Source organism: Rhodococcus sp. KB6 (genome assembly GCF_001445685.1).
GTDB lineage: Bacteria > Actinomycetota > Actinomycetes > Mycobacteriales > Mycobacteriaceae > Rhodococcus_F > Rhodococcus_F qingshengii.
The window spans coordinates 26,499-50,664 of the sequence record NZ_LNAK01000144.1; the positions used below are offsets into that span (position 1 = coordinate 26,499).

Consider the following 24,166-nt stretch of genomic DNA (forward strand, 5'->3'; position numbering starts at 1 on the left):
CTATCGGACGCTTCGCGCGCGACGCCGAGAACCAGGATTCGGCTTGGGGCACATCCGAGTCGGGATGGTTTCTCCCTCGGCGGTGATACGGAATACCGAGACTTTCTCGCTACAACCGTGATTCAGATCGACCGCGTATGCGATTGCGGCGCGATCCGAGACGAAATCTTCCATCACCGTTGTACCGTCCGGTAGTTCGATTCTGTAGTTTTCCATGACTTACACAACCTTCTTTCGCTAAGACGATCCTACCCGGCTCGAGAAGTGGCAAACCCGTGGAACACAACGTGCGACAGTCGTCTTCGTGCCTCGCCGGTGCAATGTTTCGACACCTCGCCTGCCGGGTAGTGAGAGTCGGTCAGCCGCTCAGGCGGTACGTATCGAACCACGGAGGATCCGCGCAATGAGCGCAGTATCGAAAGCGATGTACAAGCCACTCTCACTGGCGACCAGCGTCCTGGGCGGCATCTTGGCCGGCGCTGTCTTCCAGCAGGTGTGGAAGCGCATCGGTGACGACAAGAATGCGCCCGAGCCCAAAGACTTGAGCAGGTCGAGCAAGGAAGTCCTGATCGCCGCAGCCCTGCAGGGAGCCATCTTCGCTGTTGTGCGAGCCGCAGTGGATCGTGCGGGGGCAAAGGGCTACCGGGCCCTTGCTCACGAAGATCCTCGGTAGGAACGCCCGGTTCGGTTCGAGTTCAGTCGACGACGGCCGCGATTGCCTCGATCTCGACCAGTTGATCGTCGTAACCGAGAACGGTCACACCCATCAGAGTGCTCGGGGCGTCGTGATCACCGAACGCGTCGCGGACTACCTCCCACGCCGCAACCAGGTCGGCTTGATTGCTCGACGCCACCAGAACGCGGGTGTTGATCACGTCGGTGATGGACGCGCCCGCGTCCGAGAGAGCTGTTCTCAGGTTGTCGACGGCCTTGGCTGCCTGTCCTGCGTAGTCACCGATGGCGGCAGTAGAGCCGTCCGCGTTCAGAGGACAAGATCCGGCCAGGAAGATCAGTCGGGCCTCGGCGGGAGCCGTTGCTGCATAGGCATATTCAGCCACCGAAGAGAGTGACGTGGAACGGATCAGAGTTACCGACTTCGACATTATTTCCCCAAGGAATAGTAAAGTTTTGCAGCGAGTCTTTCACAGCACGCCAGGGGTTGCCAATTCATCGTCGGACCCATCCCTTCAGTCGGCAGCTACGAATGACTGTCAATGAGCCGAGAAGAAGAGCACACAGCACCTGTCGACGAGTGGCTGACGACCAAACAGGTTGCAGCACTGTTCCACGTCGACAGGACCACGGTGTCCAGATGGGCGAGGGAGGGCAAAGTCGGCACTCTGAGAACCCTTGGCGGGCATCGGAGGTACCGGCGATCGGAGATCGAGACGTTGCTGCGTAACCGCTCGACGACGCTCGATCACCAATAACCTCCGGCACGAAACAGACAGGTCGCCGAGCATGATGAGGGCTCGGCGACCTGTCTGGTGAGCAGGAAGTAATCAGGCCTTGGAGACGCGGACGATGAGTGCGTCGCCTTGTCCGCCGCCGCCGCAGAGTGCGGCTGCGCCGATGCCGCCGCCGCGGCGTTGCAGTTCGAGGGCGAGGTGCAGGGCGATGCGGGCGCCGGACATGCCGAGGGGGTGGCCGACGGCGATGGCGCCGCCGTTGACGTTGACCTTGGCGGGGTCGAGGCCGAGTTCGCGGGTGGAGGCGATCCCGACGGCGGCGAATGCTTCGTTGATTTCGACGAGGTCGAGGTCGGTGGGGTCGATGCCTTCCTTCGCGCAGGCTTTGGCGATGGCCCGGGCGGGTTGGGACTGGAGGGTGGAGTCGGGTCCGGCGACGACGCCGTGGGCACCGATTTCCGCGATCCAGGTCAGGCCGAGTTCTTCGGCCTTGGTTTTGCTCATCACCACGACGGCGGCGGCGCCGTCGGAGATCGGGGAGGCGGAGCCGGCGGTGATGGTGCCGTCCTTGCTGAACGCGGGACGCAGTGTGCCGAGGGATTCGGTGGTGGTGTCGGCGCGGATGCCTTCGTCCTGGGCGAAGACGATCGGGTCGCCCTTGCGTTGGGGGATGGAGACGGGGACGACTTCGTTGTCGAAGAGGCCGTCTTTCCAGGCGCGGGCCGCGTTCTGGTGTGAGGCGGCGGCGAAGGCGTCCTGCTCGGCGCGGGTGATGTGGGCGGTTTCTTGTTGGTTGACTTGTTCGGTGAGCAGGCCCATGGCCTGGTCGGTGAAGATGTCGTGGAGGCCGTCGTAGGCCATGTGGTCGCGGAGGGTGACGTCGCCGTATTTGAAGCCTTCGCGGCTTTTTTCGAGCATGTGGGGTGCGCGGGACATCGATTCCTGCCCGCCGGCGACGACGATGTCGAATTCGCCGGCGCGGATGAGTTGGTCGGCGAGGGCGATGGCGTCGATGCCGGAGAGGCACACTTTGTTGATGCTCAGGGCGGGGACGTTCATGGGGATGCCGGCGGCGACGGCGGCTTGGCGGGCGGGCATCTGGCCGGCGCCGGCGGTGAGGACCTGTCCCATGATGACGTAGTCGACCTGTTCGGGTGCGACTGAGGACTTGTCGAGGGCGCCTTTGATGGCGATGCCGCCGAGGTCGGACCCGGAGAGGTCTTTCAACGATCCGAGGAGTCGACCCATCGGGGTACGAGCTCCCGCAACAATCACAGTGGTCGTGTCGGTCATGCCAGTTCAACTTTCAGTTCGGTGCCGGTTGCGGCGACTACGTCTTCGACGCTGACATCGGGGGCGAGTTCACGCAGGACGAGTGGGCCTTCGTCGCTCACGTCGATGACGGCGAGGTTGGTGATGATCCGATTCACCACGCCCTGGCCGGTCAGGGGCAGGGTGCACGCGTCGACGATCTTGGGGTTGCCGTCGCGGTCGTTGTGCTCCATGACGACGATGACACGCCGGGCACCGTGGACCAGGTCCATTGCGCCGCCCATGCCCTTGACCATCTTGCCGGGGACCATCCAGTTTGCGAGGTCACCCGTCTTCGACACCTGCATACCGCCGAGGACTGCGGTGTCGATGTGGCCGCCGCGGATCATCCCGAACGAGAGGGCCGAATCAAAATATGCTGCACCGGGGTTGACGGTCACGGTCTCTTTGCCGGCGTTGATGAGGTCAGGATCGACGTTGTCCTCGGTGGGATACGGTCCGGTGCCGAGAATTCCGTTCTCCGAGTGCAGGACCACACGAACGTCCGAGCCCAGGTATCCGGGAATCAGTGTGGGAAGGCCGATTCCGAGATTGACGTACTCCCCGTCGATCATCTCTGCAGCCGCCCGCGCTGCCATCTGCTGGCGCGTCCAACCCGTCACTGTCACTGGTGCGGTCATCGTGAGGTTCCTTCCGAAGCGCTGACGGTTCGCTTTTCGATTCGCTTGTTCTGAGGGCCGGTGTGCACAATTCTCTGCACGAAGACTCCGGGCAGGTGCACCGATGCCGGGTCGATTTCACCGGGCTCGACCAGACGTTCCACCTGCGCGATGGTGACCCGTCCCGCCATCGCGGCGAGCGGGTTGAAGTTCATCGCGGTCTTGTCGAACACCAGGTTGCCGTCGGTGTCACCGAGAACGGCGTGCACGAGTGCGTAGTCGGCGTTGATCGCCTCTTCCATCACGTAACGCTTGGTTCCGAAGACGCGAGTCTCTTTCGGAGGCGATGCAATAGCGATCGAGCCGTCGGCGTCGTAACGCCACGGCATTCCGCCGTCGGAGATGGGGCTACCCACTCCGGCCGGTGTGAAGAATGCGGGGATTCCGGTTCCGCCGGCGCGCAGACGCTCGGCGAGCGTTCCCTGCGGCGTCAGTTCCACTTCGAGTTCGCCGGCCAGGTACTGCCGGGCGAACTCCTTGTTCTCACCGACGTACGACGCGGTCACTCGTCGGATACGGCCGGCGCTCAGCAAGATTCCGAGACCGTGATCGTCGACGCCGCAGTTGTTGGAGAACACCTCGAGCTCGGTTGCACTCGTAGCTGCGATCGCGTCGATCAACACGTCGGGGATGCCGCACAAGCCGAATCCGCCGACGGCCAGCGTTGCGCCGTCGACGATGTCGGCGACCGCCTCCGCTGCGGACTCGTACACCTTTGCTGTCATGTTCTCTCCCTGCCAAGCGTTCATTGAGTAGACACTCACTCACTTCGATATCCAGTGAACTATCTCCAGTTCACAGGTTCAAGGAATCTCGAACATCAACCGAGAACTGATCGACTACTGATCGTCTGAAGGAATTTCGTTCATTGAATGGACGCTAGGATGGCTGCATGCCAACTCACGGGCAATCGCCGGCCATGGTCGCGCGGGTGGCTGCACTTTTGCGAGCCCTCGGCGCGTCCGAACCAACGGGCACTTCCACCACGGAATTGGGCAAGGTCACCGGCCTCGCTCGGCCCACTGCGCACCGACTGCTCACGTCCCTGGCTGCCGAAGGACTGGTCGACCGTGACGCACGAACCGGTCGGTGGTCTCTCGGCCCGGAGTTGTACCTCCTGGGGGCGGCGGCCGGAAATCGGTACGACATCACCGACCGGGCTCGCGACGTCGTCGACGAACTTGCCCGGGTCACGGGGGAGAGCGCCTTCCTGTCGGCACGCCGAGGTGACCAGACCGTCTGCATCCTGAGTCAGGAAGGCAGTTTTCCACTGCGATCTCACGTGCTGCACGAGGGGAAGCGATTCCCGTTGGGGGTCGCGTCGGCGGGGCTTGCCATCTTGAGCCATCTACCGACGCGGGACGTCGACGACTATTTCGCCCGAGTGAATCTGGAATCGGAATGGGGTGGGATCCACAGTGAGGCATCAATCCGTGAGCGAATCGAGTCGACGCGTGTCACCGGGTACGCGGTTAATCCAGCCCTCATCGTCGAGGGAAGCTGGGGGATGGGTGCCGCGGTGTTCGACCGCAACGGGCGCCCGGACTGGGCGCTGAGCCTGACCGGAGTGGAAACACGCTTCCGGCCCGCGCGTCATGCCGAGTTGGGAACGCTACTCCTCGAGCACGCTCACACACTGTCGAACCGATTGAAAACGCATGCAGTGAACTAACTTTCGGGAACCAGGTCTTGTGCAGTAGTAGTTTTTGCCTTCGTGCGCACATGTGCCTTCTCGCCTTGCGGGCCGAAAAGATGCAAGATTTCCACCACCTGTTCATCGGCAGGCCCGAACCAATGGGGCTCGGCAGTGTCGAACTCCGCGACTTCCCCGGGGTGTAGGAGAACCTCGTTCGCCCCCAGGATGAGACGCAGATCCCCGGCGAGGACGTAGAGCCATTCGTAGCCGGCGTGGGTGACGAGCTTCGGTGGACGCGGCCCGATCACCTGCTTGAAGACCTGCACGCGGCCGGGATAGCGCGTCAACGGAACGACGGCACTGCCGTTCTTGCGTCGGCTCGGGGTGAGGTGAACCCGGGGATCGCCCGTAGCGGGAGCGCCGACGAGTTGGTCCAGCGCGACCCGGTGCGCTCGGGCAAGCGGCAACAACAGATCGAGGGTGGGACGACGCTTCCCCGATTCGAGGCGTGAGAGTGCGCTGACGGAGACGCCGGTGACCTCGGACAGCGCCTCGAGAGTCAATCCGCGATCGCGTCGAAGCGTGCGCAGCCTCGGTCCGATATCGGTGATCAACTGCTCGAATTCAGCATCCATGCCGTCCATCTTTGCAGTTTCCGCAAAATTCTTACCGACTTCGGACGCTGGAGAGCAACGATCCTTTCGACAGTCGAGTACGGCAGAGCACTTCGAGAGATGGAGTCCGACCATGAAACCTTCGAGCGGGATCGAACCGCAAGTGATCGGACTTGATGCACGGCGGCGATGGGGCATCCTGGCGATCTGCTGCACGAGCCTGTTCGTCGTCGGGTTGGACACGACCATCGTCAACGTAGCCCTGCCGACGATCGGTGAGGGATTTCGCGTCGGAACCCGTGGTCTGGAATGGGTCGTCAACGCGTACACACTCGTCCTGGCCAGCTTGCTGATCTCGTCCGGAGCGGTGGCCGATCGATTCGGCAGGAGACGAGTCTTTCAGATCGGGCTTGTCGTTTTCGGGGTGGCGTCGATTGCCTGCGCACTCGCTCCGTCCGTGGAGGTGCTGATCGCGGCGCGGATCGTCCAAGGCGTCGGTGGGTCGATGCTCAGTCCGGTTGCCTTGGCGATCGTGGTCAACGTGATGACCGACCCGAAGGAGCGGGCCAAGGCGATCGGGGTGTGGGCCGCGGTCTTCGGCCTGAGTATGGCGGCAGGGCCGATCGTCGGCGGTGTGCTCATCGAGTGTTTCGGCTGGCGATCGGTTTTCTGGATCAACGTGCCGGTGATCTTGGCCGTGCTCGTCTTGACTGCTGTGTTTGTACCGGAGTCCCGAGCGCAGCAGTCGCGACGTCTCGACCTTCCCGGTCAGTTGCTACTGGTGATTCTTGTCGGCGGGGCGGTCGCCCTTCTGATCGAGGGTCCGCGAATCGGATGGTTCTCTGCCGCGGCGACGGCAGGGTATGTCGTTGTTGCTGCAGCGTTGGCCGCATTCATCCGCGTCGAATCACGCAAGCGCGAGCCACTGATGGATCTCGCACTCTTCCGCCGCAGACCGTTCTCGTTGGCTGTGATCGGCGCTGTCGTGGTGTTCGTAGCGTTGAACGCGACGCTACTGCTCGGCACGTTCTACTTGCAGCACTCCCGCGGTATGAGTCCGGCCCTGGCCGGCGCGATCACCCTCCCGATGGCTGTTGCGGCAACGGTCTGCGCGCCGTTGTCCGGAATACTCGTCGGACGCTTCGGCCCGCGGCGGCCGCTGCTGATCGCCGGTAGTTTCACGACGCTCGGTGGACTGTGCCTGGTCTCGCTCGACAACAACACGGCGATTCCGATGCTGTTGGCCGCTTACCTGTTTCTCGGTATCGGATTCGGGTTCTCGAATGCCCCCATCACCAACACCGCCGTCAACGGGCTGCCGAGATCGCAGGCGGGGCTTGCCGGTGGAATAACTTCCAGTGCACGCCAATTCGGTGCCGCTCTCGGTGTGGCGCTGGCCGGCGGCATTATCGGCGGCAGTGCACCGGTAGACGTCGCACAGGCATCGAGGCTGGGATGGATCCTGGTTGCCGGATGTGGGATCGCAGTCCTGTTAATTGCACTCGCATCTCGGAATTCCGAGGAACTCCCCGGCTGATCACCTCGCGTGTTCGTGCGAGCTTCACCCTGCGCGGGTGATTCCAAGCGCGCGCCCAACCGATACAGATGATGGGGTATCAGATCGTCGTATCCGAGCAGGGAGTGCCATGTGCCAGACACCTAAGGACGCAACACCGGCCACAGTCACGGCGAATCGCGAGGCAGTCGCGCGGTATGCCATGGATGACCGGCAGGATTTTGCCGACGCGGATCGAGGGTTGATCGCTCCGTTGCCGGGCAACGTTCTCGGCGACGACGGGCATGTGGTCTTCGACCCGGACGCTTTGGCGTACATCGGTGACGACGTTCCCGCACCCGACACCGTCAACCCCAGCCTGTGGCGCCAGAGTCAGGTCATACGCCGAGGTGGGCTTTACCAGGTGACGGATCGCCTCTACCAGGTGCGGAACAACGACATCGCGAACCTGACGGTCGTGGAAGGTGACGAGGGACTGATCGTCATCGACTGTATGGCGGGGGTCGAATCGGCACGTCAGGGTATGAAGATGATTCGTGAGCACGTCAGCGACAAGCCGGTTGCGGCGATCATCTACACGCACACCCATATCGACCACTACGGCGGAGTCAAGGGAATCGTCGACGTCGAGGACGTTGCGTCGGGAAAGGTTCCGATCATCGCACCCGGCACGATCGCATCGTTCGACAAGTTCGCGATCGGTGAGAACGTTGTGGCCGGCAATGCCATGGCCCGGCGGTCTTTCTATGCCTTCGGTGGATTGCTCGACCTCGGCCCGAAAGGGGCAGTCTCCTGCGGAATCGGCGTGCTCAGCACCAAAGGCCCTCAGATCTCGTATATTTCGCCGACCGACAGCATCACGGAGACCGGAACGAAGCGTGAGATCGCCGGTCTGGAATTCGAGTTCCTGTATGCGCCGGATACCGAGGCCCCGGAGGAAATGCACATCTGGATCCCCGAACTCGCCGCGCTGACCTGTGCGGAGAACGCCAATCATTCGCTCCACAACATCCAGACCCTCAGAGGCGCGCGCACTCGCGACGCTCGGAACTTCGCTCGGTATCTGGACGAGACTCTCGAACGATGGGGAGACGAAGCGGCTGTTCACTACGGACCGCACACGTGGCCGGTGTGGGGTAACGAGAACCTGGTGCCGTTCATCGAATCGCAAAGGGACACTTACAAGTACATTCACGACCAGGCGCTCCGTCTCGCGAACAAGGGGTACACACCGCTCGAAGCTGCCGAGGTGATCGAACTACCGGACGAACTCGGGCGCAAGTGGTACAACCGCGGATATCACGGCACTCTGCACCACGACGTTCGCGCCGTGTACACCAAGGAACTGGGAATGTGGGACGGCGATCCGGTGTCGCTTCATCCTCATCCGCCGGTCGAATCGGCGAAGAGGTTCGTCGATCTCCTTGGCGCGCAGAAGATCCTGGACGAGGGTAAGCGGGCATTCGACGCCGCGGACTACCGATGGGCGGCAGAGATCCTGCACAAGTTGGTGTTCGCGCAACCGGAGAACGCCGAAGCGAGGAACCTGCAAGCCGACGTCTACGAGCAGATGGGCTATCAAGCCGAAGGGCCGCAGTGGCGCGGGATCTATCTCTCGGCCGCGTTGGAACTGCGTGAGGGCGCCCAGCCTGCCCCGTACGTGACGGCAAGTCAGGACAGTGTCCTCGCGATGCCCATCGACATCCTCTTCGACTTCGTCGCAATACATCTCATCGGCGACAAGGCCACCGACGCGGAACTGCGGATCGACTTCGTGTTCACCGATCGCGGCGACGAGGCATGGACTGCGTGGGTCAAGCGTGGCGTCCTCAATGCGCGCAAGGGCGCGTCACCGAACACGCAACTGACGGTCTCGGGCCCGAAGGCGGCGCTCGTGGGAGCGCTTCTGCAACCGGGCGCGGCCGCCGAACTGACCAAGGCCGGGCAGATTTCGCTCGACGGAGACGAATCAGCGCTCGAGACGCTGGGAGGGTTGCTCGATACCTTCGATCCCAGTTTCAATATCGTCACGCCGTAACGAAGGGATAGCTTTCGATGTGTACACGCTTGGTCTACTTGGGGCCCAACGACACTGTGATCACTGCTCGATCGATGGATTGGAAGGTCGACCTCGGAACAAACCTCTGGGCATTCCCGCGCGGCATGACCAGAGAGGGCTGTGCAGGTCCGAACTCGATACAGTGGACGTCGAAATACGGAAGTGTTGTCGCGACGGCCTACGACATGTGCACGACCGACGGGGTCAACGAGGCTGGGCTGTCTGCCAATCTTTTGTGGTTGGTCGAGTCCGAGTACCCGACGTATGACGGTTCGACCCCGGGATTGTCGATCGCGGCGTGGGCGCAATACGTCCTGGATCGCTTTGCGACAGTTCAGGAAGCGGTCGAAGTGCTCGCGTCGGAACCGTTCACGGTAGTGACCGCCGCCGTTCCCGGCGAAGACCGCCTCGCAACGCTGCACATGTCGCTCTCGGACGCTGGGGGAGACAGCGCGATCATCGAGTACGTCGGTGGACGCCCGACGATTCATCACAGCCGTGAGTACCAGGTGATGACCAATTCGCCGATCTTCGATCAGCAACTCGCCGTCAACGAGTACTGGAAGCAGATCAACGGAACCGTCATGCTGCCCGGAACCAACCGTGCCGCTGACAGATTCGCTCGGGCGTCGTTCTATGTCGATGCGATACCGCAGACGGACGATCCGCGGGCGGCGTTGGCATCCACCTTCAGTGTTATTCGGAATGTGTCGGTGCCCCTGGGGATTTCGACTCCCGATGAGCCCAACATTTCATCGACCCGTTGGCGCACCGTCGTCGATCACAAACGCACGCTCTATTTCTTCGAGTCGGCGATGACGCCCAATATCTTCTGGGTGGACGTGGCGTCGATGGATCTCGCGGAAGGGACACCCGTCCGAAAGCTCGGACTCGGACCGAACGAGAGCACCGTCTATTCCGGTGACTCCACTGACCAGTTCGAACGGGCGGAGGCATTCACGTTCGCGGGAGCATAAGGCTTCGGGGCGTAGTAAAAATCCAATCGTGAAACTTCTTGACATTTCCACTCTGTTCAGATGAAACTTTGTTGCATATTCGGGTTTCGTCAACGGAGGACGGCATGGGCATCACAGTGCAGACACGGAACGATGGTGCGCAGCTCAAACGGCGCAGGGCGCTCGTCGCCGGCTCCGTCGGAAATTTCATCGAGTGGTACGAGTTCGGTGTGTACGGGTTCTTCGCGACGATCATCGCGTCGAACTTCTTCAGCGCCGACGGCTCCGGCGACCTCGAAAGCCTGATCAAGACCTACGCGTCGTTTGCGCTGGCCTTCTTCTTCCGCCCAGTGGGGGCCGCGCTGTTCGGTCGACTCGGTGACCGCATCGGCCGACGCCCCACCTTGGTGATCGTTCTTCTGCTGATGTCGGGTGCGACGACCCTGATCGGTGTGCTGCCCACCTACGAGAGCGTCGGAATTCTGGCACCGCTGCTCTTGACGGTCCTTCGAATTCTGCAGGGATTGTCGGCCGGTGGTGAGTTCGGCGGTGCGGTGTCGGTGATGACCGAGTTCGCTCCGCCCGGACGACGTGGGCTGTACGGCTCGTGGCAGTCGTTCACCGTCGCACTCGGACTGCTCGCCGGTGCGGGGATCGCAGCACTCCTCGCCACTGTCCTCGACCCGGGACAGCTCGGTGACTGGGGCTGGCGCATTCCGTTCCTCCTTGCACTTCCGATGGGTCTGGTTGCTCTGTGGCTCAGGCTCCGCCTCGAAGAAACGCCGTCGTTCGAGCGTGCTCGATCAGTCCAGTCCGAACCGACAGCTGATGCGCCGGCGCCTGTAGTGCAGCCGACTGTCGGAGAGACAGCCAAGGCGATTCTGCTCGGAATCGGGCGGTTGATGGGGTGGTCTGCTGCCGGTTACACGTTCCTCGTCGTGATGCCGACTTATCTTCAGAGTTCGCTCAACGCGACTTTCCATCAGGCACTTGTTGCTTCCGTGCTCGCCAATGCGGGCTTCGCGGTGACCATTCCGATCGCGGGTGGACTCAGCGATCGCATCGGACGACGCGCGGTCATGCTTACCGGCACCGTGATAATTCTGGTCTTGGCTCTGCCGCTGCTCAACGTCCTGCAGAACGAGCAGACGTCTTTGACAGCCAAGGGATTTGCAGTGTTTGCCGCCGGCGCCGCAGTGGGACTTGTTGCCGGACCCGGACCCGCCATGCTCTCCGAGATGTTCCCCACCTCGGTTCGGTACACCGGATTGGGACTCGCATACTCCCTGTCCAACGCGGTCTTTTCGGGCTGCGCCGGTTTGATCATCACGTGGCTGATCAAGGAAACTTCCAATCTCGATATTCCGGCCTACTTCGTGATGGCAACGTGCGCCGTCAGTGCGATCGCCTTGAGTACCTTGCGAGGAAATGCCCACAAGCGGGCACTCGTCGACTGACCGCAGCTTTTCCGAATGCCGAAACGATCCGAGTAAGGGATATTTCATGAGAGTCATCGGTCTGATGTCCGGTACTTCGTACGACGCTATCGATGCTGCCGCAGCAGACATCCGGATCGACGGGGACACTCTTGTGCTCACCCCACTGGGCATGGTCAGCGAACCGTATTCCGGTGAGTTGCGGGCTGCGGTGGCGGCTGCGGTCCCGCCGGCGTCCCGCACTGTCGGTCAGATCTGCCAACTCGACACCGAGATCGGACAGGCATTTGCGGCCGTCGCTGCGCGGGCGAACGAGGAACTGTGCGGTGGCAGTGCGGAATTGATCTCCTCACATGGTCAGACGATGTTCCACTGGGTCGAAGGAGCGCAAGTAAAAGGCACTCTCCAGCTCGGGCAGCCGGCCTGGATAGCCGAGAAGACCGGATGCACGGTCGTGTCGGACCTGCGCTCTCGCGACGTGGCGACGGGTGGTCAGGGCGCACCACTTGTCAGCGCATTCGACGTATTGTGGCTCAACGGAAGAACTTCGGGTTCCGTCGCGCTCAATCTCGGTGGCATCGCGAACGTCACTGCTCCGGGTGGCGTCCCGACATCGACGGCAGATGGTGCCGCAGTACCGATTGCCTTCGACACCGGCCCCGCAAATGCGCTGATCGACGCTGCGGTAAGCGAATTCACCGCGGGGGAGCAGTGGTTCGATCTCGGAGGTGCTCTGGGCGCAGCGGGCACACCGAACGTCGATCTGCTCGCACAACTACTGAGCGAACCGTATTACGCGCAGCCCGCTCCCAAGAGCACAGGCAAGGAATTGTTCCATCGGGACTACCTACTCGCCGCACTGCGGGGCTACGAATCCTTGTCTCTGGCCGACATCGTCGCGACACTGACTGCACTGACCGCCCGGACCGTCGCCGATTCCGTCAAAGCGCTGGCGGCTACCGAAGTGGTGGTGTCAGGCGGTGGCACCAAGAACCCGACGTTGATGGCGATGCTCCGTGACGAACTGGGCGACATCGCGCTTGTCTCTTCGGACGAGCTCGGCGTCACTTCCGACATCAAGGAAGCATTGGCTTTCGCGGTTCTCGGCTATCTCACCGCACACGGATTGCCTGGAAGCATCGCTTCGTGCACCGGTGCGCGTCACGCCAGTGTGCTCGGATCTCTGACGCCAGGAAGCCGTGGGCTGCCTAGAATCACATCGGTGCCGTCAGCTCCGAAAACGATGCGAATCGAGGCGTTATGACTTTGGACCGGAGTGCTCCGGCGTCCGTCGACCTGCTTGCTCGTATTCGTGCATCACTGAGTAGCCTCTCGCCTGCCGAGCTGCGGATCGCCGAAATCATCGAAGCCGACCCCAGTCTGGCCTCCACCCTGACGGTCAACGACCTCGCCGAACGAGCGTCGACAAGCACGGCGACAGTGGTCCGCACAGCCAAACGACTCGGTTTCGAGGGTTATCCACAGCTTCGTCTCGCGCTGGCGGCGATCAGCGGGTCCGGTACAGAGAACACGATCCCGCTCGGTGTGGACATCGTTGCTGCCGACTCGGCCGGTGAGGTGATGGCCAAGCTCGCCGAGTTCGAATCCGAACAACTCAAGGGCACGGCGCAATTGACAGATCCTGCTGCGCTCGAAGAAGTTGTGTCCCGGATTCGATCCGCCCGCCGCGTCGAGGTCTACGGCATCGGCGCCTCTGGCATCGTCGCGCAAGACCTCACGTTGAAGCTCTCTCGCATCGACGTCAACTGCCGGGTTCATCTCGACCGAGACGCGGCCATGGTCAGCGCCAGCTTGCTCGGACCGGACGACATCGCAGTGGGGATCTCACATTCGGGTGAGACTTCGGATGTCGTGGAACCACTTGCCCTTGCCCGTCGAACCGGGGCGTCGACGGCTGCGATCACCGGAGGGGCACGATCGACGCTCGCCGTGCAGTCACATCACGTTCTGCTCACTGCCGGTAGAGAATTCGGTTTCCGATCGGCTGCGATGGCAAGCCGCACCGGTCAGCTGTTGGTAGTCGACACAATTTTTGCGATGGTGGCGCACTCGCTGCCCAGCGCACTCTCTGCTCTGCAACGAAGCCATGATGCCATTGCTTCGAAGCGGCACTGACGAGGAGTCGTCGCTGTGAGTACTGACGAGGAGTCGTCGCTGTGAATACTGACGAGGAGTCGTCGTAATGAATATCGATCGAGGAGGACTCGCCACAATGCAATTGGAAATGCTCTCCACCGAGAGACCCAACCCTCTGACCCGCGATCTCGATGTCATGTCGGTGTCGGGTCTGCTGACGGTGATGAATCAACAGGACGCAATCGTGGCCGGCGCGGTGGCAGCGGTACTACCCGCCATCGAAGCCGCAGTCGACTTGATCGTCGCGGCCCGAGCACAAGGTGGTCGACTGATCTACCTGGGAGCGGGGACAAGTGGGCGTCTGGGTGTTCTCGACGCGGTGGAATGCCCTCCGACGTTCGGGACCGATCCGGGCGAGGTGATCGGCATCATCGCCGGTGGCCCTGGAGCGTTTCTGAACGCCGTCGAGGGGGCAGAGGACGATCCGCGAGCGGCTGGGGTCGATCTCGACGCAATCTCGTTGAACGCCAACGACGTCGTGGTGGGTCTGGCTGCCAGCGGTCGTACCCCCTACGTCATCGGGGGACTCGATCACGCCCGCGAACTCGGCGCTGCAACAGTGGCAGTCTCGTGCAACCGGAACGCGGCAATGAGTTCTCACGCCGGCGTGGCCATCGAAGTGGAGACCGGCCCCGAGATCCTCACCGGATCGACGAGGCTCAAGGCCGGAACTGCGCAGAAGATGGTGTGCAACATGCTCTCCACGGCGAGTATGGTTCGCTCCGGGAAGGCATTCCACAATCTGATGGTCGATCTTCGGCCGACCAATGCCAAGCTTGTCGATCGTGCGAACCGGATCGTCGCGGCAGCCACCGGAGTCGATACCGAGATCGCTGCGGAGACCATCGACGATGCCGATGGTCATGTGAAGGCAGCGGTCGTCATGTTGTTGGCCGAATGCGACTTCGCCGAAGCAACCGAACTGTTGGACCGCGCTTCGGGTTCGGTACGTGAGGCCATCGTCGGAGCCGGCAAGAGCAGTGAGGAAGTCTGAATGGAAATCGTCATAGTTCCCAGTCCGGAGGACGGCGGGCGAATCGCTGCAGATATCGTGTGCGGCGCAATCGAAAACGGAGCGCGGACGCTCGGCCTCGCGACCGGATCGTCACCGCTGCACATGTATCGAGAGCTGATCAAGAGGCATCGAGAATCGGGAGTGTCGTTCGCGGCGATGAGCGCGTATCTTCTCGACGAGTATGTAGGTCTCACGTCCGATCAGCCGCAGTCCTACGCGCACACCATCCGCACGGAACTCGTGGATCACCTCGACATCGACAATGCGCGAGTGTTCAGCCCCGACGGCGGGGCCGCGGATCCCAGTGACGCGGCCCGGCGTTACGACGCTGCCATCGCCGAAAACGGTCCCATCGACGTGCAGATCCTCGGCATCGGCCTGAACGGACACATCGGTTTCAACGAGCCCTCCTCCTCGCTTGCATCGCGCACCCGAGTGAAGACCTTGACCGAGAGGACCCGCGCCGACAATGCACGGTTCTTCGCAGACCCAGCCGACGTACCGCATCATGTGATCACGCAAGGGCTCGGAACCATCAGTGATGCACGGCATCTCGTCCTGATCGCGGACAGCGCCCGCAAAGCGCCCGCCGTCCGGGCCGCGGTCGAAGGTCCGGTCTCGGCATTCTGCCCGGCGTCGGTGCTGCAGCTGCATCCACACGTGACCGTCATAGTCGACGAGGCAGCTGCCGGCGAACTCCAACTAGCGGACTTCTACCGCTACACAACCGAGCACAAGCCTGCAGAGCAAGGTTACTGAAAAGCGGGCTGCTGAAAGCGGACTTGATCTCCAGCGCAGTTGAGGTCCTAGCCTCGGGGGATGATCAACGCCAGAGGTCCAGCGGTATCCCCGCCTGCGGCGCCCCGATTCTTCTCACCACCGCTCAGTGTCGCGATCGTCGGAGCGGGGCCGGCGGGAATCCACGCCGCCGGCGCTCTCGCCGAACTTGCGCCCGGCACCAAGACAGACGTGTTCGAGCGTCTACCGACGCCGTACGGACTGGTGCGCTACGGTCTCGCACCAGGGCACCCCGAGTCCGAAAAGTTCGCCCATTCTCTGCACACCACGCTGGTCGCCAGTGAGTTCCGGCTGTTCTGCAACGTGGAGATCGGAAAGGACCTTTCCGTCGATGACCTACGTTCGTCCTACGATGCCGTGATCATTGCAACCGGTGCGCCGCGGGATGCACCTCTCGACATTCCCGGCGTCGAGCTTCCAGGTTCTTTCGGTGGCGCCGAGTTTGTCGGTTGGTACAACGATCACCCGGACAGCTCGCCGCAGTGGCCGCTGAACGCGGAATCGGTCGCAGTGATCGGAGGTGGCAACGTCGCACTCGACGTCACCCGTATGCTCCTCGCCGAGGCGCAATCGCTGCAGGCCACGGACGTCTCCGACCAAGTTCGGGAAGGGATCGCCGGCAGTCGAGTTCGCGAAGTACACATCTTTGTCCGGCGCGGACCAGCCGACGCTCGCTTCTCCCCGAACGAGTTGCGCGCTCTCGGTGAACTACCCGGCGTAGATGTTGTCGTCGATTCTGTCGATGTCGTACCGGACCGGCATGTCGAGCGGATGACCAAACAGTTGGTGCACACCCGACTGGCAGTCGAGACACTCCGTGGTTTCGCGGACACTGCGCCTGCCGACCGAACTGCCCAGCGTCGAGTTCACCTGCACTTCTACCGACAGCCGGCGCAGATTCTCGGCAACGGGAAAGTCGAGGCACTCCGCGTCGAGCGGACAGTCCCGGACGGATACGGTCACGTCACCGCTTCGGGTATCTGTACCGACTATCCGGTTCAAGCTGTGTACCGGGCAATCGGATTTCTCGGGACGCCACTTGCCGGGGTGCCTTTCGATCACGGACGCGGCAATGTTGCGCACCAGGGCGGCGCAGCGGTCGACGAGAGCGGCTCGCCGATCGCAGGTTTGTTCGTGACGGGCTGGATGAAGCGAGGTGCCGCCGGGCTGATCGGTGCGGCTCGGCCTGATGCACGCCAAACCGTCGAAACCTTGCTGCGACAGTTGGATTCGGCATACGAGCGTCGAGCCGGCCACGGCCGTATCGCGGAGGTCCTCAGGGCCGGCAGAGTGGTGCCCGTCGATTGGGACGGATGGCTTCGCATCGATGCCGCCGAACGTGCCCTCGGTGTGAAGCATGGGCGTGATCGGATCAAAATCAAAGAGCGCGACGAACTCGTTCGCATCGGCACGGAGTCGGCAGTTCACGCCGAATAGATTCGCTGGGGTCTGGAGTACCACCGGGGTTACGCTGAAGTGAGTCACTCCGATTCATTGTGATCGAGGTGCGGAACAGAAGTGTCATGAATGAACGTGGTGCGCAGGCCAGTGACGCGACAATCGCGAGCGGGCCCCTGACCGAACGGGGCACCGTCACCGAGTTGCGCCCCTCAACGCTGCCGGTGATGCGTGACGGCCAGAACGGTGCAGACGGCCTCGGCCGCCTTGTGGCGGATTGGGAGGAGGGACGAACCCCGTCCGACCTGAGCGACTATCTGCCTGATCCAGCCAAGATTCGTCGGGCGGCGCTGATCGAATTGGTCGGAATCGACATGGAGTACCGCTGGCTGAAAAATGATTGCCCGAAACGGCTCACGGATTACTGTGCCGAGTATCCCGAATTACTCGAAGAACCATTGCCGGCCGAGCTCCTGTACGAGGAGTTCCGGCTGCGGAAGCAGGGTGGGGAGGACGTCGCAGCAGCCGAGTACCTCAGCGAGTTTCCCTTGCAGGCAGAGAGTTTCGAGCAGATGTTCGACCGTGATTCGATGGCCGGTCGCGAAGACGTGATGATGTTGGGACTCTCGGGTTTCGACGAGTTCGAAATCGGGCAGCACCTGGACGATTTCGAGCTGGTGTTGGAACTCGGGCACGGCGCATTCGCCCGAGTGTTCCTCGCTCGGCAACTCTCGATGCAGCGGTGGGTTGCGTTGAAAATCTCGCGCAACGTCGGAGTCGAGCCGCAGACTCTCGCCCAGCTCGACCATCCCAACATCGTCCGGGTCTTCGATCAACGGTTGCTCGAGGAACGCGCACTGCGAGTCCTGTTCATGGAATACGTGCCGGGTGGGACCCTGCTCGACGTGGTCAAACTTGTCCGCGTGACACCGCAGGCGCAGCGGTCCGGACAACTACTTCTCGACGCCATCGACAAGACCCTGGCGAAGAAGGGAGAGATGAAGCCCAGCGAGACGAGCCTGAGGAGCGAGATCGCTGCGATGTCGTGGCCGGAGACCGTGGCCTGGATGGGGATGCGACTGGCCGATGCCCTCGAGTATGCGCGTGAGCACGGCGTATTACATCGGGACATCAAGCCGGCGAATGTCCTGCTCAGCGTCGAAGGCATCCCCAAGCTCGCCGACTTCAACGTCAGCTCGAGTGAGGAGGTCTCGACCGAGGACGCTGCATGTTTTGTCGGAGGCTCGCTTGCCTACATGTCTCCGGAGCAATTGGAGGCCTGTGCGGTGGGGGCGCCTGGCACACTCGACACCCGTAGCGACATCTATGCACTGGGCGTGATGTTGTGGGAACTCCTCACCGGGAGTAGGCCTTTCACGGACGACGGTACGGGGGAGAGCCCACCGTCGCCCAAGAAGGCGCTCGAGGCCCGCCGGCGCGGGGTGGATCCCGCAGCCGAGGCACGGCTACCGGACGACTGTCCGCCGGCGCTGCGCCGAGTTCTGGTCAAGTCTCTCTCGCCGGAGAGAGACGGAAGGTGGTCTGGCGGCCGAAAGTTGGCTCGTCAGTTCGCACTGTGTCTGGACCGGTCTGCTCGCAATCTGGTGGACCCACCGGAAGGGAGTCCACGTTCGACGTTGTGGAAGTGGGCGCTGCCGATAGTGCTTGCCGCGATCGGAATTCCGAATCTTCTTGCGGCGGGCTACAACTACTACTACAACAAGATGCTGATCATCTCGGGTCTCTCGCCGCAGGCTCAGCAGCATCTCGAGCAGGTTCATCTGGTCATCGGGGTGGCTGCGTTCTCTCTCGGTGCCGCAGCGATCCTGTATTGGTGTCGGCTTGCACTCACCGTGCCTCACGGACTGCGCAACGGTCAGACGTACAGCGCGGAGGTCTTGAACAAAGCGCGTACCGCGACGCTGAATGTCGGACATCGCGCGGTGGTGATCGCATTCGGGCTGTGGGTTCTGGCCGGTATCGCATATCCGGTCGCATTGCAGATTGCCGCCGGCGGAATTCCGCAGCGAGCCTACGTGCACCTGATGTCGTCGCTGGCGGTGTGCGGCGCCGTCGCAGTCGCGTATCCGTTCTTCATCCTGACGTATTACTCGGTTCGATGTCTGTATCCGATCTTGTTGTCGCACGGCGAGTTACGAAGCGACGACGGACGCGATATTCGCTCACTGGGTCGGAGCAGCACGCGTTACCTCGCAGTCGCGGCGTCGGTTCCCCTGGTGGGAATCGCGGGGCTCAGTTTTGTCGGTTCGGGTGCCGGTGAGGAACTCAACGCAACAGTCCGTGCGCTGTGTTTGGGCGGGATCGCCGGATTCATCGTTGTGTATCAACTGTTTCGACGGATCGAAAGTGACCTCCGAGCACTGCTGCGCGTCGTGTCTCTCGAGGTGTCGGCGTCTCCGTAAGTGCCGAACAACCGTATTCGAGTCGGCCTATGTGGAAGTGCTCTTGCGTGGTCGGCTGCGACGAACTGCTTTGGTGCGAGGCGGAGACTTCTCTTCCGATTCTTCCTGAGGGTCGTCGCGCCAGTGAATCTCGATTTCTATCTCGACTTCGTTGCCGTCGACTTCGATCTCGAGTTCCCACCGAACCTGTTCCGGAACACTGATTTCGATCGAGTCCCCACCCGACCCCAGCTCCACTTCCGATCCACTGGCGAGGGCTTGGCCGAGGGCGATGAGTCGGTCGGCGACTTCCTGCCGTGAGAGTTCTGACTTCCTCTTGATCTCCAGTTTGGGCACGAGCACTCCTGACCTCGGCGGATTCTCCCTTTCACGGTAGTTGGACGAAGGGGAGATTGTCGGAGTTTGTGGAACCACACAGCAGGACGCGTCGACGCACAACAAACCTGAAGGCGGTGTGGGGACGCCAGAAACAGCGAGGAATCCGGCTCACTTCCCGCACGGACGAATCGGTCGGGAGGGCCCTGTCAGCGATGATTTTCGCGAAAGTCTGGGTTCAGTCCAGAAGATTGCGCAATAGTGGAAAGGTGCCTTCGACGCCGGATTATGCAGCCCAACTGCGTAACGCTGAGCTTCGCGTGACTCGTCCCAGAGTCACGGTGCTCGAGGTTGTGCATGCACGCCCACACGCAGCCACCGAGACTGTCTTCGATGCTGTGCGGGCTGTTCTGCCGGGGGTGTCGCGGCAGGCGGTCTACGACGTGTTGCACGCTCTCACCGACGCCGGGCTGATCAGGCGGATCCAACCGTCCGGATCGGTGGCGCTGTACGAGTCACGCGTCGGCGACAACCATCATCACGTCGTCTGCCGGTCCTGTGGGGTCGTTGCAGATGTCGACTGCGCAGTCGGAGAGGCACCGTGTTTGACGCCGTCGGCGCACAACGGTTTCGTTCTCGACGAAGCCGAGGTCATTTACTGGGGCCTGTGTCCCGGCTGCTCGACAACTCAGAGTTTGCGATCACAAACGTGATCGAAGTCCGTTCTACTCGCTCATGGAGGGATTACCGTGTCCGATAGTTGCCCGGTTGCTCACGACGGAAACACCGAGAGCACCAGCGAAAGTGAAAACCCCGCAATCCCGTCTCCGACGCCTACCGGGAATCGTCCGAGAACAAACAGCGACTGGTGGCCGAATCAGCCGGATCTCTCTGTCTTGCATTCACATTCGTCGAAGTCGAATCCGATGGGTGCCGACTTCGATTACGCCCAGGAATTCGCCAAGCTCGATGTCGAGGCGCTAAAGCGCGACGTCATCGCGTTGATGACGGCGTCGCAGGATTGGTGGCCGGCCGACTACGGGCACTACGGCGGACTCTTCGTGCGTATGAGCTGGCATGCTGCCGGCACCTATCGCATTGCAGACGGCCGCGGCGGTGGCGGCCAAGGTGCTCAGCGTTTCGCCCCGCTCAACAGTTGGCCGGACAACGCCAGCCTCGACAAGGCCCGGCGCCTGCTTTGGCCCGTGAAGCAGAAGTACGGAAAGCAGGTTTCCTGGGCCGACCTGCTGGTGTTCGCGGGCAACTGCGCCCTGGAGTCGATGGGGTTCAAGACCTTCGGCTTCGGATTCGGCCGAGAAGACATCTGGGAGCCCGAGGAGATCTACTGGGGTCCCGAGGACACCTGGCTCGGCGACGAGCGTTACAGCGGAGACCGTGAGCTGTCCGGACCGCTCGGAGCCGTGCAGATGGGCCTGATCTACGTCAATCCCGAAGGACCCAACGGGCAACCGGATCCGGTAGCGGCCGCCCGCGACATCCGAGAAACGTTCGCCCGCATGGCGATGAACGACGTGGAGACAGCTGCGCTGATCGCCGGCGGTCACACCTTCGGCAAGACGCACGGAGCCGGACCGGCCGACCTCGTCGGACCGGAACCGGAAGGTGCTCCCATCGAGCAGCAGGGACTGGGCTGGAAGAGTGCCTTCGGCACGGGTGTGGGTAAGGACGCGATCACCAGTGGTCTCGAAGTCGTGTGGACTCCCACTCCGACGAAGTGGGACAACACCTTCTTGGAGATTCTGTACGGCTACGACTGGGAGCTGACCAAGAGTCCGGCGGGTGCGTGGCAGTGGATTCCGAAGGACGGCGCGGGGGCGGGCACCATCCCGGATCCGTTCGATTCGTCGGCCGGACGCACCCCGACGATGCTGACGACCGACCTGTCCCTACGCCTGGATCCGACGTACGAGAAGATCACCCGGCGCTGGCTCGATCATCCGGAAGAATTCGCCGAAGAGTTCGCCAAGGCTTGGTACAAGCTCCTTCACCGTGACATGGGACCGGTCACGCGCTACCTGGGACCTTGGGTTCCCGAGCCGCAGTTGTGGCAGGACCCGGTTCCCTCGGCCGATGATCAACTGATCGGGGACGCAGACATCGCGATCCTCAAGAGTCGACTTCTCGACTCCGGGCTGTCCATTTCGCAGTTGGTATCGACGGCGTGGGCGTCTGCCGCGAGCTTCCGCAGCACGGACATGCGCGGCGGCGCCAACGGTGCGCGAATCCGACTGGAGCCGCAGAAGAATTGGGAAGTCAACGAGCCCGCAGCTCTCTCCGCGGTGCTTCAGACTCTCGAGCGGGTTCAGCAGGACTTCAACCAGGCTGGTGGAGCAAAGGTTTCTCTCGCCGACCTGATCGTTCTGGGTGGTACAGCGGCCGTCGAACAGGCTGCGAAGAACGCCGGACAGGACATCACGGTCTCGTTCACGCCGGGCCGAACGGATGCAACGCAGGAGCAGACAGACGTCGACTCGTTCGAGGTACTCGAACCCCGGGCCGACGGATTCCGGAACTACCTCAAGGGAGGCGAGAAGCTTCCGGCAGAGATTCTGTTGGTCGACCGCGCGTACATGCTGTCGCTGACCCCGCCCGAGGTGACAGTGCTGGTCGGCGGACTTCGCGCGCTGAACGCGAACTTCGGCAATACCCGTCACGGCGTGTTCACCGATCGTCCCGAGACGTTGACCAACGATTTCTTCGTCAACCTTCTCGACATGGGTACCGAGTGGAAGCCGTCGAAGACGGACGAAAACGTCTACGACGGTGTTGATCGCGTGACGGGCGATCCGAAGTACACGGCAACTGCGGTCGATCTCGTTTTCGGATCGAATTCGCAACTGCGTGCACTCGCCGAGGTGTACGCCAGTGCAGACGCCAAGCAGAAGTTCGCCGAGGACTTCGCCGCAGCCTGGACCAAGGTGATGGACCTCGACCGGTTCGACGTGAACTGATCCAGCAGATCGTCGACGACGCCCCGCGAGCTTGTTCTCGCGGGGCGCCGTCATTTCACGCGCACGATAGCGTGGTCGTGTGGCCGATCAATTTGCGCTGGTACCAGCGGTGTACGTGATGTTCTGTCGAAGCAACCCGGTACAACGGCGCGAGGTGCTGCTGCAATTGCGCGAGGGCACGGGATTCATGGACGGATACTGGGCTCACGCTGCTGCGGGCCACGTCGAACTGGGGGAGTCGGCGATCGACGCTGCCGTTCGGGAGGCTGCGGAAGAACTTGGTGTCGAGTTGCTTTCCTCGGAACTGAAGCCGCTGACCGTGTTGCATCGCCGCCACGCGGACGGGAGCGAACCGGTGGATCATCGAGTGGACTTCTTCTACGAATGCCGCACGTGGTCGGGTGAACCACGCCGGATGGAGCCGTTGAAATCTGCAGATCTGCGGTGGTGGCCGGTTGACGAACTCCCGGAGAAGTTGGTCGACCACGAGCGTTTCGTAATCGAAGCCCATCACTCCGGTCAGCTCGCACCCATCCACAGTTACGGCTTCTGACCGGGTGACGATCTGATTCAGGCTTCGCTGGCAACGATGACCGGGCAGTGTGCTTTTCGAATCATCGCACTGCTCGTGGTGCCGAGAGCGGTGTCGTCGAACGAGCCTCGCCCACGCCGACCCACGACGAGAAGCCGTGCCTCGGTGGAGAGTTGTTCAAGAATGGCAACCGAGGGGCCGTCGAACTCGATCTGACGGATCGCGACGCCAGGGTAGAGCGTGGCCCAACCCGACAGTTGCCACGTCAGCGGCGTCGAGTGCTGGGGCGAGTGCCCGGATGCGACGTCTCGACGCAGTTCGGCCTCTGGCGGCGCTGCGTGCACGACGACCAGTTCGGTGTTCGCTGCCTCTGCTTCCTTGAATGCGATGGCCAGAGCGCTTTCGCTGTAGGCGCTTCCGTCCAAACCGACGACAACCGGCAAGGCTGCCGCAGCGCTGCTTTCACGCGGTGTTCCGACTCTTGCGAACGAACATGTCGGTCCAGGTGCGGCGGGATCGTCCTGTGTTGCGACGATCAAGGCGGCCTCGGACGTCAACGCGGTGAGGATTGCGGTGTTCTCCCCGGAGATCAGATCGGTCCGGATCCGAAGATCTGGCGACACCGACTCGGCGATCTGAATGGCCTCCATGAACAGGCCGGTCGGCGATGCCGAGGTGTTCAGATCGGCGCTCGGAGCTACGAAAACGATTCGCATCCAGAGACCGTGGCGATGTGCGAACTCAGCCGCCCACGTGATCACGTCGGGGCGCACCGGGGATCCGTCGATGCACACGACCACCGCTCCGTCCGCGGACCACTCCGAGGTGATGAGATCAGTCGATAGTTCGGGCTTCATCGTGAACTCCTCGAGCTGTGTCTGTTGAATGCGAACTAGCTTGCAGGACAGTGCCGAACAGCAATCCTGCGACGATTATCGA

24 protein-coding genes are annotated in these 24,166 nt (G+C 62.2%); 16 read left to right on the forward strand and 8 right to left on the reverse strand.

What is annotated here, in order from left to right; all coding sequences use genetic code 11:
- Positions 1-216 carry a hypothetical protein gene (locus ASU23_RS24750; RefSeq protein WP_003945874.1) on the reverse strand — a complete coding sequence of 72 codons (216 nt, stop codon included), beginning with the start codon at positions 214-216 and terminating at the stop codon, positions 1-3.
- A gap of 187 nt (positions 217-403) precedes the next feature.
- Here ASU23_RS24750 and ASU23_RS24755 point away from each other — a divergent pair, with 187 nt between their 5' ends.
- A complete protein-coding gene (locus tag ASU23_RS24755; RefSeq protein WP_003945929.1) occupies positions 404-673 on the forward strand; it encodes a DUF4235 domain-containing protein in 270 nt (89 codons plus the stop codon).
- A 22-nt stretch (positions 674-695) separates the two neighbouring features.
- Here the strand turns inward: ASU23_RS24755 and ASU23_RS24760 are convergent, their stop codons facing one another.
- On the reverse strand, positions 696-1,103 hold the full coding sequence (locus tag ASU23_RS24760; RefSeq protein WP_003945735.1) for a RidA family protein: 408 nt from the start codon (positions 1,101-1,103) through the stop codon (positions 696-698).
- 111 nt (positions 1,104-1,214) lie between these two features.
- Here ASU23_RS24760 and ASU23_RS24765 point away from each other — a divergent pair, with 111 nt between their 5' ends.
- The gene (locus tag ASU23_RS24765) at positions 1,215-1,430 is read left to right on the forward strand and encodes a BldC family transcriptional regulator (protein WP_003945782.1); all 216 of its coding nucleotides are present in this window, start codon (positions 1,215-1,217) and stop codon (positions 1,428-1,430) included.
- A gap of 72 nt (positions 1,431-1,502) precedes the next feature.
- Here the strand turns inward: ASU23_RS24765 and ASU23_RS24770 are convergent, their stop codons facing one another.
- Genes ASU23_RS24770 through ASU23_RS24780 form a run of 3 tightly spaced genes read right to left on the reverse strand, consistent with a single transcriptional unit; the run spans position 1,503 to position 4,125 of the window.
- Positions 1,503-2,702, reverse strand: coding sequence for an acetyl-CoA C-acetyltransferase (locus ASU23_RS24770; protein ID WP_058038900.1), 1,200 nt, complete (start codon positions 2,700-2,702; stop codon positions 1,503-1,505).
- A complete protein-coding gene (locus tag ASU23_RS24775) occupies positions 2,699-3,361 on the reverse strand; it encodes a 3-oxoacid CoA-transferase subunit B (protein ID WP_020906493.1) in 663 nt (220 codons plus the stop codon). Before ASU23_RS24775 ends, ASU23_RS24770 begins: the two co-directional genes overlap by 4 nt.
- Positions 3,358-4,125, reverse strand: coding sequence for a CoA transferase subunit A (locus ASU23_RS24780; RefSeq protein WP_172827097.1), 768 nt, complete (start codon positions 4,123-4,125; stop codon positions 3,358-3,360). The genes ASU23_RS24775 and ASU23_RS24780 overlap by 4 nt, the downstream gene beginning before the upstream one ends.
- Before the next feature lie 167 nt (positions 4,126-4,292).
- On the opposite strand from ASU23_RS24780, the gene ASU23_RS24785 reads away from it, so the two are divergent.
- Positions 4,293-5,072, forward strand: a complete 780-nt coding sequence (locus ASU23_RS24785) for an IclR family transcriptional regulator (RefSeq protein ID WP_058038901.1) — start codon at positions 4,293-4,295, stop codon at positions 5,070-5,072.
- On the opposite strand, the gene ASU23_RS24790 is transcribed toward ASU23_RS24785, so the two are convergent.
- Positions 5,069-5,680 (reverse strand): helix-turn-helix domain-containing protein, encoded by a 612-nt coding sequence (locus tag ASU23_RS24790; RefSeq protein WP_216637135.1) that lies wholly within the window; start codon positions 5,678-5,680, stop codon positions 5,069-5,071. The two genes, ASU23_RS24785 and ASU23_RS24790, sit on opposite strands and share 4 nt — an antisense overlap.
- Before the next feature lie 103 nt (positions 5,681-5,783).
- Between ASU23_RS24790 and ASU23_RS24795 the strand changes: the two genes are divergently transcribed.
- From ASU23_RS24795 to ASU23_RS24840, 10 genes are all read left to right on the forward strand, one after another.
- Entirely contained in the window at positions 5,784-7,187 is a 1,404-nt protein-coding gene (locus ASU23_RS24795; protein WP_058038902.1) for an MFS transporter, read from the forward strand.
- A gap of 109 nt (positions 7,188-7,296) precedes the next feature.
- Positions 7,297-9,204: an alkyl/aryl-sulfatase gene (locus ASU23_RS24800; protein ID WP_058038903.1), complete on the forward strand. Its 1,908-nt coding sequence runs from the start codon at positions 7,297-7,299 to the stop codon at positions 9,202-9,204.
- A gap of 17 nt (positions 9,205-9,221) precedes the next feature.
- Positions 9,222-10,202 (forward strand): linear amide C-N hydrolase, encoded by a 981-nt coding sequence (locus ASU23_RS24805; protein ID WP_054780862.1) that lies wholly within the window; start codon positions 9,222-9,224, stop codon positions 10,200-10,202.
- Between the two features lie 104 nt (positions 10,203-10,306).
- On the forward strand, positions 10,307-11,638 hold the full coding sequence (locus ASU23_RS24810) for an MFS transporter (RefSeq protein WP_058038904.1): 1,332 nt from the start codon (positions 10,307-10,309) through the stop codon (positions 11,636-11,638).
- 46 nt (positions 11,639-11,684) lie between these two features.
- Positions 11,685-12,881, forward strand: coding sequence for an anhydro-N-acetylmuramic acid kinase (locus ASU23_RS24815; RefSeq protein ID WP_058038905.1), 1,197 nt, complete (start codon positions 11,685-11,687; stop codon positions 12,879-12,881).
- Complete coding sequence (locus ASU23_RS24820; RefSeq protein WP_003941452.1) at positions 12,878-13,753, forward strand: MurR/RpiR family transcriptional regulator; 876 nt, start codon at positions 12,878-12,880, stop codon at positions 13,751-13,753. The genes ASU23_RS24815 and ASU23_RS24820 overlap by 4 nt, the downstream gene beginning before the upstream one ends.
- A gap of 97 nt (positions 13,754-13,850) precedes the next feature.
- Positions 13,851-14,768, forward strand: coding sequence for an N-acetylmuramic acid 6-phosphate etherase (gene murQ, locus ASU23_RS24825; RefSeq protein WP_047269010.1), 918 nt, complete (start codon positions 13,851-13,853; stop codon positions 14,766-14,768).
- On the forward strand, positions 14,769-15,548 hold the full coding sequence (gene nagB / locus ASU23_RS24830; RefSeq protein WP_058038906.1) for a glucosamine-6-phosphate deaminase: 780 nt from the start codon (positions 14,769-14,771) through the stop codon (positions 15,546-15,548).
- 60 nt (positions 15,549-15,608) lie between these two features.
- Complete coding sequence (locus ASU23_RS24835; protein ID WP_058038907.1) at positions 15,609-17,024, forward strand: FAD-dependent oxidoreductase; 1,416 nt, start codon at positions 15,609-15,611, stop codon at positions 17,022-17,024.
- An 86-nt stretch (positions 17,025-17,110) separates the two neighbouring features.
- Positions 17,111-19,408, forward strand: coding sequence for a serine/threonine-protein kinase (locus ASU23_RS24840; RefSeq protein ID WP_054187591.1), 2,298 nt, complete (start codon positions 17,111-17,113; stop codon positions 19,406-19,408).
- Positions 19,409-19,435: 27 nt separating this feature from the next.
- Here ASU23_RS24840 and ASU23_RS24845 read toward each other — a convergent pair whose 3' ends face one another.
- Positions 19,436-19,744 (reverse strand): amphi-Trp domain-containing protein, encoded by a 309-nt coding sequence (locus ASU23_RS24845; RefSeq protein ID WP_037129603.1) that lies wholly within the window; start codon positions 19,742-19,744, stop codon positions 19,436-19,438.
- 248 nt (positions 19,745-19,992) lie between these two features.
- Between ASU23_RS24845 and ASU23_RS24850 the strand changes: the two genes are divergently transcribed.
- The 3 genes from ASU23_RS24850 to ASU23_RS24860 all read left to right on the forward strand — a co-directional run bounded on the left by ASU23_RS24850 (position 19,993) and on the right by ASU23_RS24860 (position 23,248).
- Positions 19,993-20,436: a Fur family transcriptional regulator gene (locus ASU23_RS24850; protein WP_156423193.1), complete on the forward strand. Its 444-nt coding sequence runs from the start codon at positions 19,993-19,995 to the stop codon at positions 20,434-20,436.
- Positions 20,437-20,472: 36 nt separating this feature from the next.
- Positions 20,473-22,695 (forward strand): catalase/peroxidase HPI, encoded by a 2,223-nt coding sequence (gene katG, locus ASU23_RS24855; RefSeq protein WP_058038909.1) that lies wholly within the window; start codon positions 20,473-20,475, stop codon positions 22,693-22,695.
- A gap of 79 nt (positions 22,696-22,774) precedes the next feature.
- Complete coding sequence (locus ASU23_RS24860) at positions 22,775-23,248, forward strand: NUDIX domain-containing protein (RefSeq protein ID WP_003941446.1); 474 nt, start codon at positions 22,775-22,777, stop codon at positions 23,246-23,248.
- A gap of 17 nt (positions 23,249-23,265) precedes the next feature.
- Here the strand turns inward: ASU23_RS24860 and ASU23_RS24865 are convergent, their stop codons facing one another.
- Positions 23,266-24,084 carry a universal stress protein gene (locus tag ASU23_RS24865; RefSeq protein ID WP_058038910.1) on the reverse strand — a complete coding sequence of 273 codons (819 nt, stop codon included), beginning with the start codon at positions 24,082-24,084 and terminating at the stop codon, positions 23,266-23,268.
- Between the last annotated feature and the right edge of the window lie 82 nt (positions 24,085-24,166).

What these genes read in the sequence shown, in the direction of transcription:
- ASU23_RS24750 (WP_003945874.1), bottom strand. Translation starts at nt 216, where the DNA reads ATGGAAAACTACAGAATCGAACTACCGGACGGTACAACGGTGATGGAA.
- ASU23_RS24815 (WP_058038905.1), top strand. Translation starts at nt 11,685, where the DNA reads ATGAGAGTCATCGGTCTGATGTCCGGTACTTCGTACGACGCTATCGAT.
- ASU23_RS24780 (WP_172827097.1), bottom strand. Translation starts at nt 4,125, where the DNA reads ATGACAGCAAAGGTGTACGAGTCCGCAGCGGAGGCGGTCGCCGACATC.
- ASU23_RS24800 (WP_058038903.1), top strand. Translation starts at nt 7,297, where the DNA reads ATGTGCCAGACACCTAAGGACGCAACACCGGCCACAGTCACGGCGAAT.
- ASU23_RS24835 (WP_058038907.1), top strand. Translation starts at nt 15,609, where the DNA reads ATGATCAACGCCAGAGGTCCAGCGGTATCCCCGCCTGCGGCGCCCCGA.
- nagB (WP_058038906.1), top strand. Translation starts at nt 14,769, where the DNA reads ATGGAAATCGTCATAGTTCCCAGTCCGGAGGACGGCGGGCGAATCGCT.
- ASU23_RS24820 (WP_003941452.1), top strand. Translation starts at nt 12,878, where the DNA reads ATGACTTTGGACCGGAGTGCTCCGGCGTCCGTCGACCTGCTTGCTCGT.
- ASU23_RS24790 (WP_216637135.1), bottom strand. Translation starts at nt 5,680, where the DNA reads ATGGACGGCATGGATGCTGAATTCGAGCAGTTGATCACCGATATCGGA.
- ASU23_RS24755 (WP_003945929.1), top strand. Translation starts at nt 404, where the DNA reads ATGAGCGCAGTATCGAAAGCGATGTACAAGCCACTCTCACTGGCGACC.
- ASU23_RS24805 (WP_054780862.1), top strand. Translation starts at nt 9,222, where the DNA reads ATGTGTACACGCTTGGTCTACTTGGGGCCCAACGACACTGTGATCACT.
- ASU23_RS24765 (WP_003945782.1), top strand. Translation starts at nt 1,215, where the DNA reads ATGAGCCGAGAAGAAGAGCACACAGCACCTGTCGACGAGTGGCTGACG.
- ASU23_RS24785 (WP_058038901.1), top strand. Translation starts at nt 4,293, where the DNA reads ATGCCAACTCACGGGCAATCGCCGGCCATGGTCGCGCGGGTGGCTGCA.
- ASU23_RS24840 (WP_054187591.1), top strand. Translation starts at nt 17,111, where the DNA reads ATGAATGAACGTGGTGCGCAGGCCAGTGACGCGACAATCGCGAGCGGG.
- ASU23_RS24810 (WP_058038904.1), top strand. Translation starts at nt 10,307, where the DNA reads ATGGGCATCACAGTGCAGACACGGAACGATGGTGCGCAGCTCAAACGG.
- murQ (WP_047269010.1), top strand. Translation starts at nt 13,851, where the DNA reads ATGCAATTGGAAATGCTCTCCACCGAGAGACCCAACCCTCTGACCCGC.
- ASU23_RS24865 (WP_058038910.1), bottom strand. Translation starts at nt 24,084, where the DNA reads ATGAAGCCCGAACTATCGACTGATCTCATCACCTCGGAGTGGTCCGCG.
- ASU23_RS24760 (WP_003945735.1), bottom strand. Translation starts at nt 1,103, where the DNA reads ATGTCGAAGTCGGTAACTCTGATCCGTTCCACGTCACTCTCTTCGGTG.
- ASU23_RS24775 (WP_020906493.1), bottom strand. Translation starts at nt 3,361, where the DNA reads ATGACCGCACCAGTGACAGTGACGGGTTGGACGCGCCAGCAGATGGCA.
- ASU23_RS24795 (WP_058038902.1), top strand. Translation starts at nt 5,784, where the DNA reads ATGAAACCTTCGAGCGGGATCGAACCGCAAGTGATCGGACTTGATGCA.
- ASU23_RS24770 (WP_058038900.1), bottom strand. Translation starts at nt 2,702, where the DNA reads ATGACCGACACGACCACTGTGATTGTTGCGGGAGCTCGTACCCCGATG.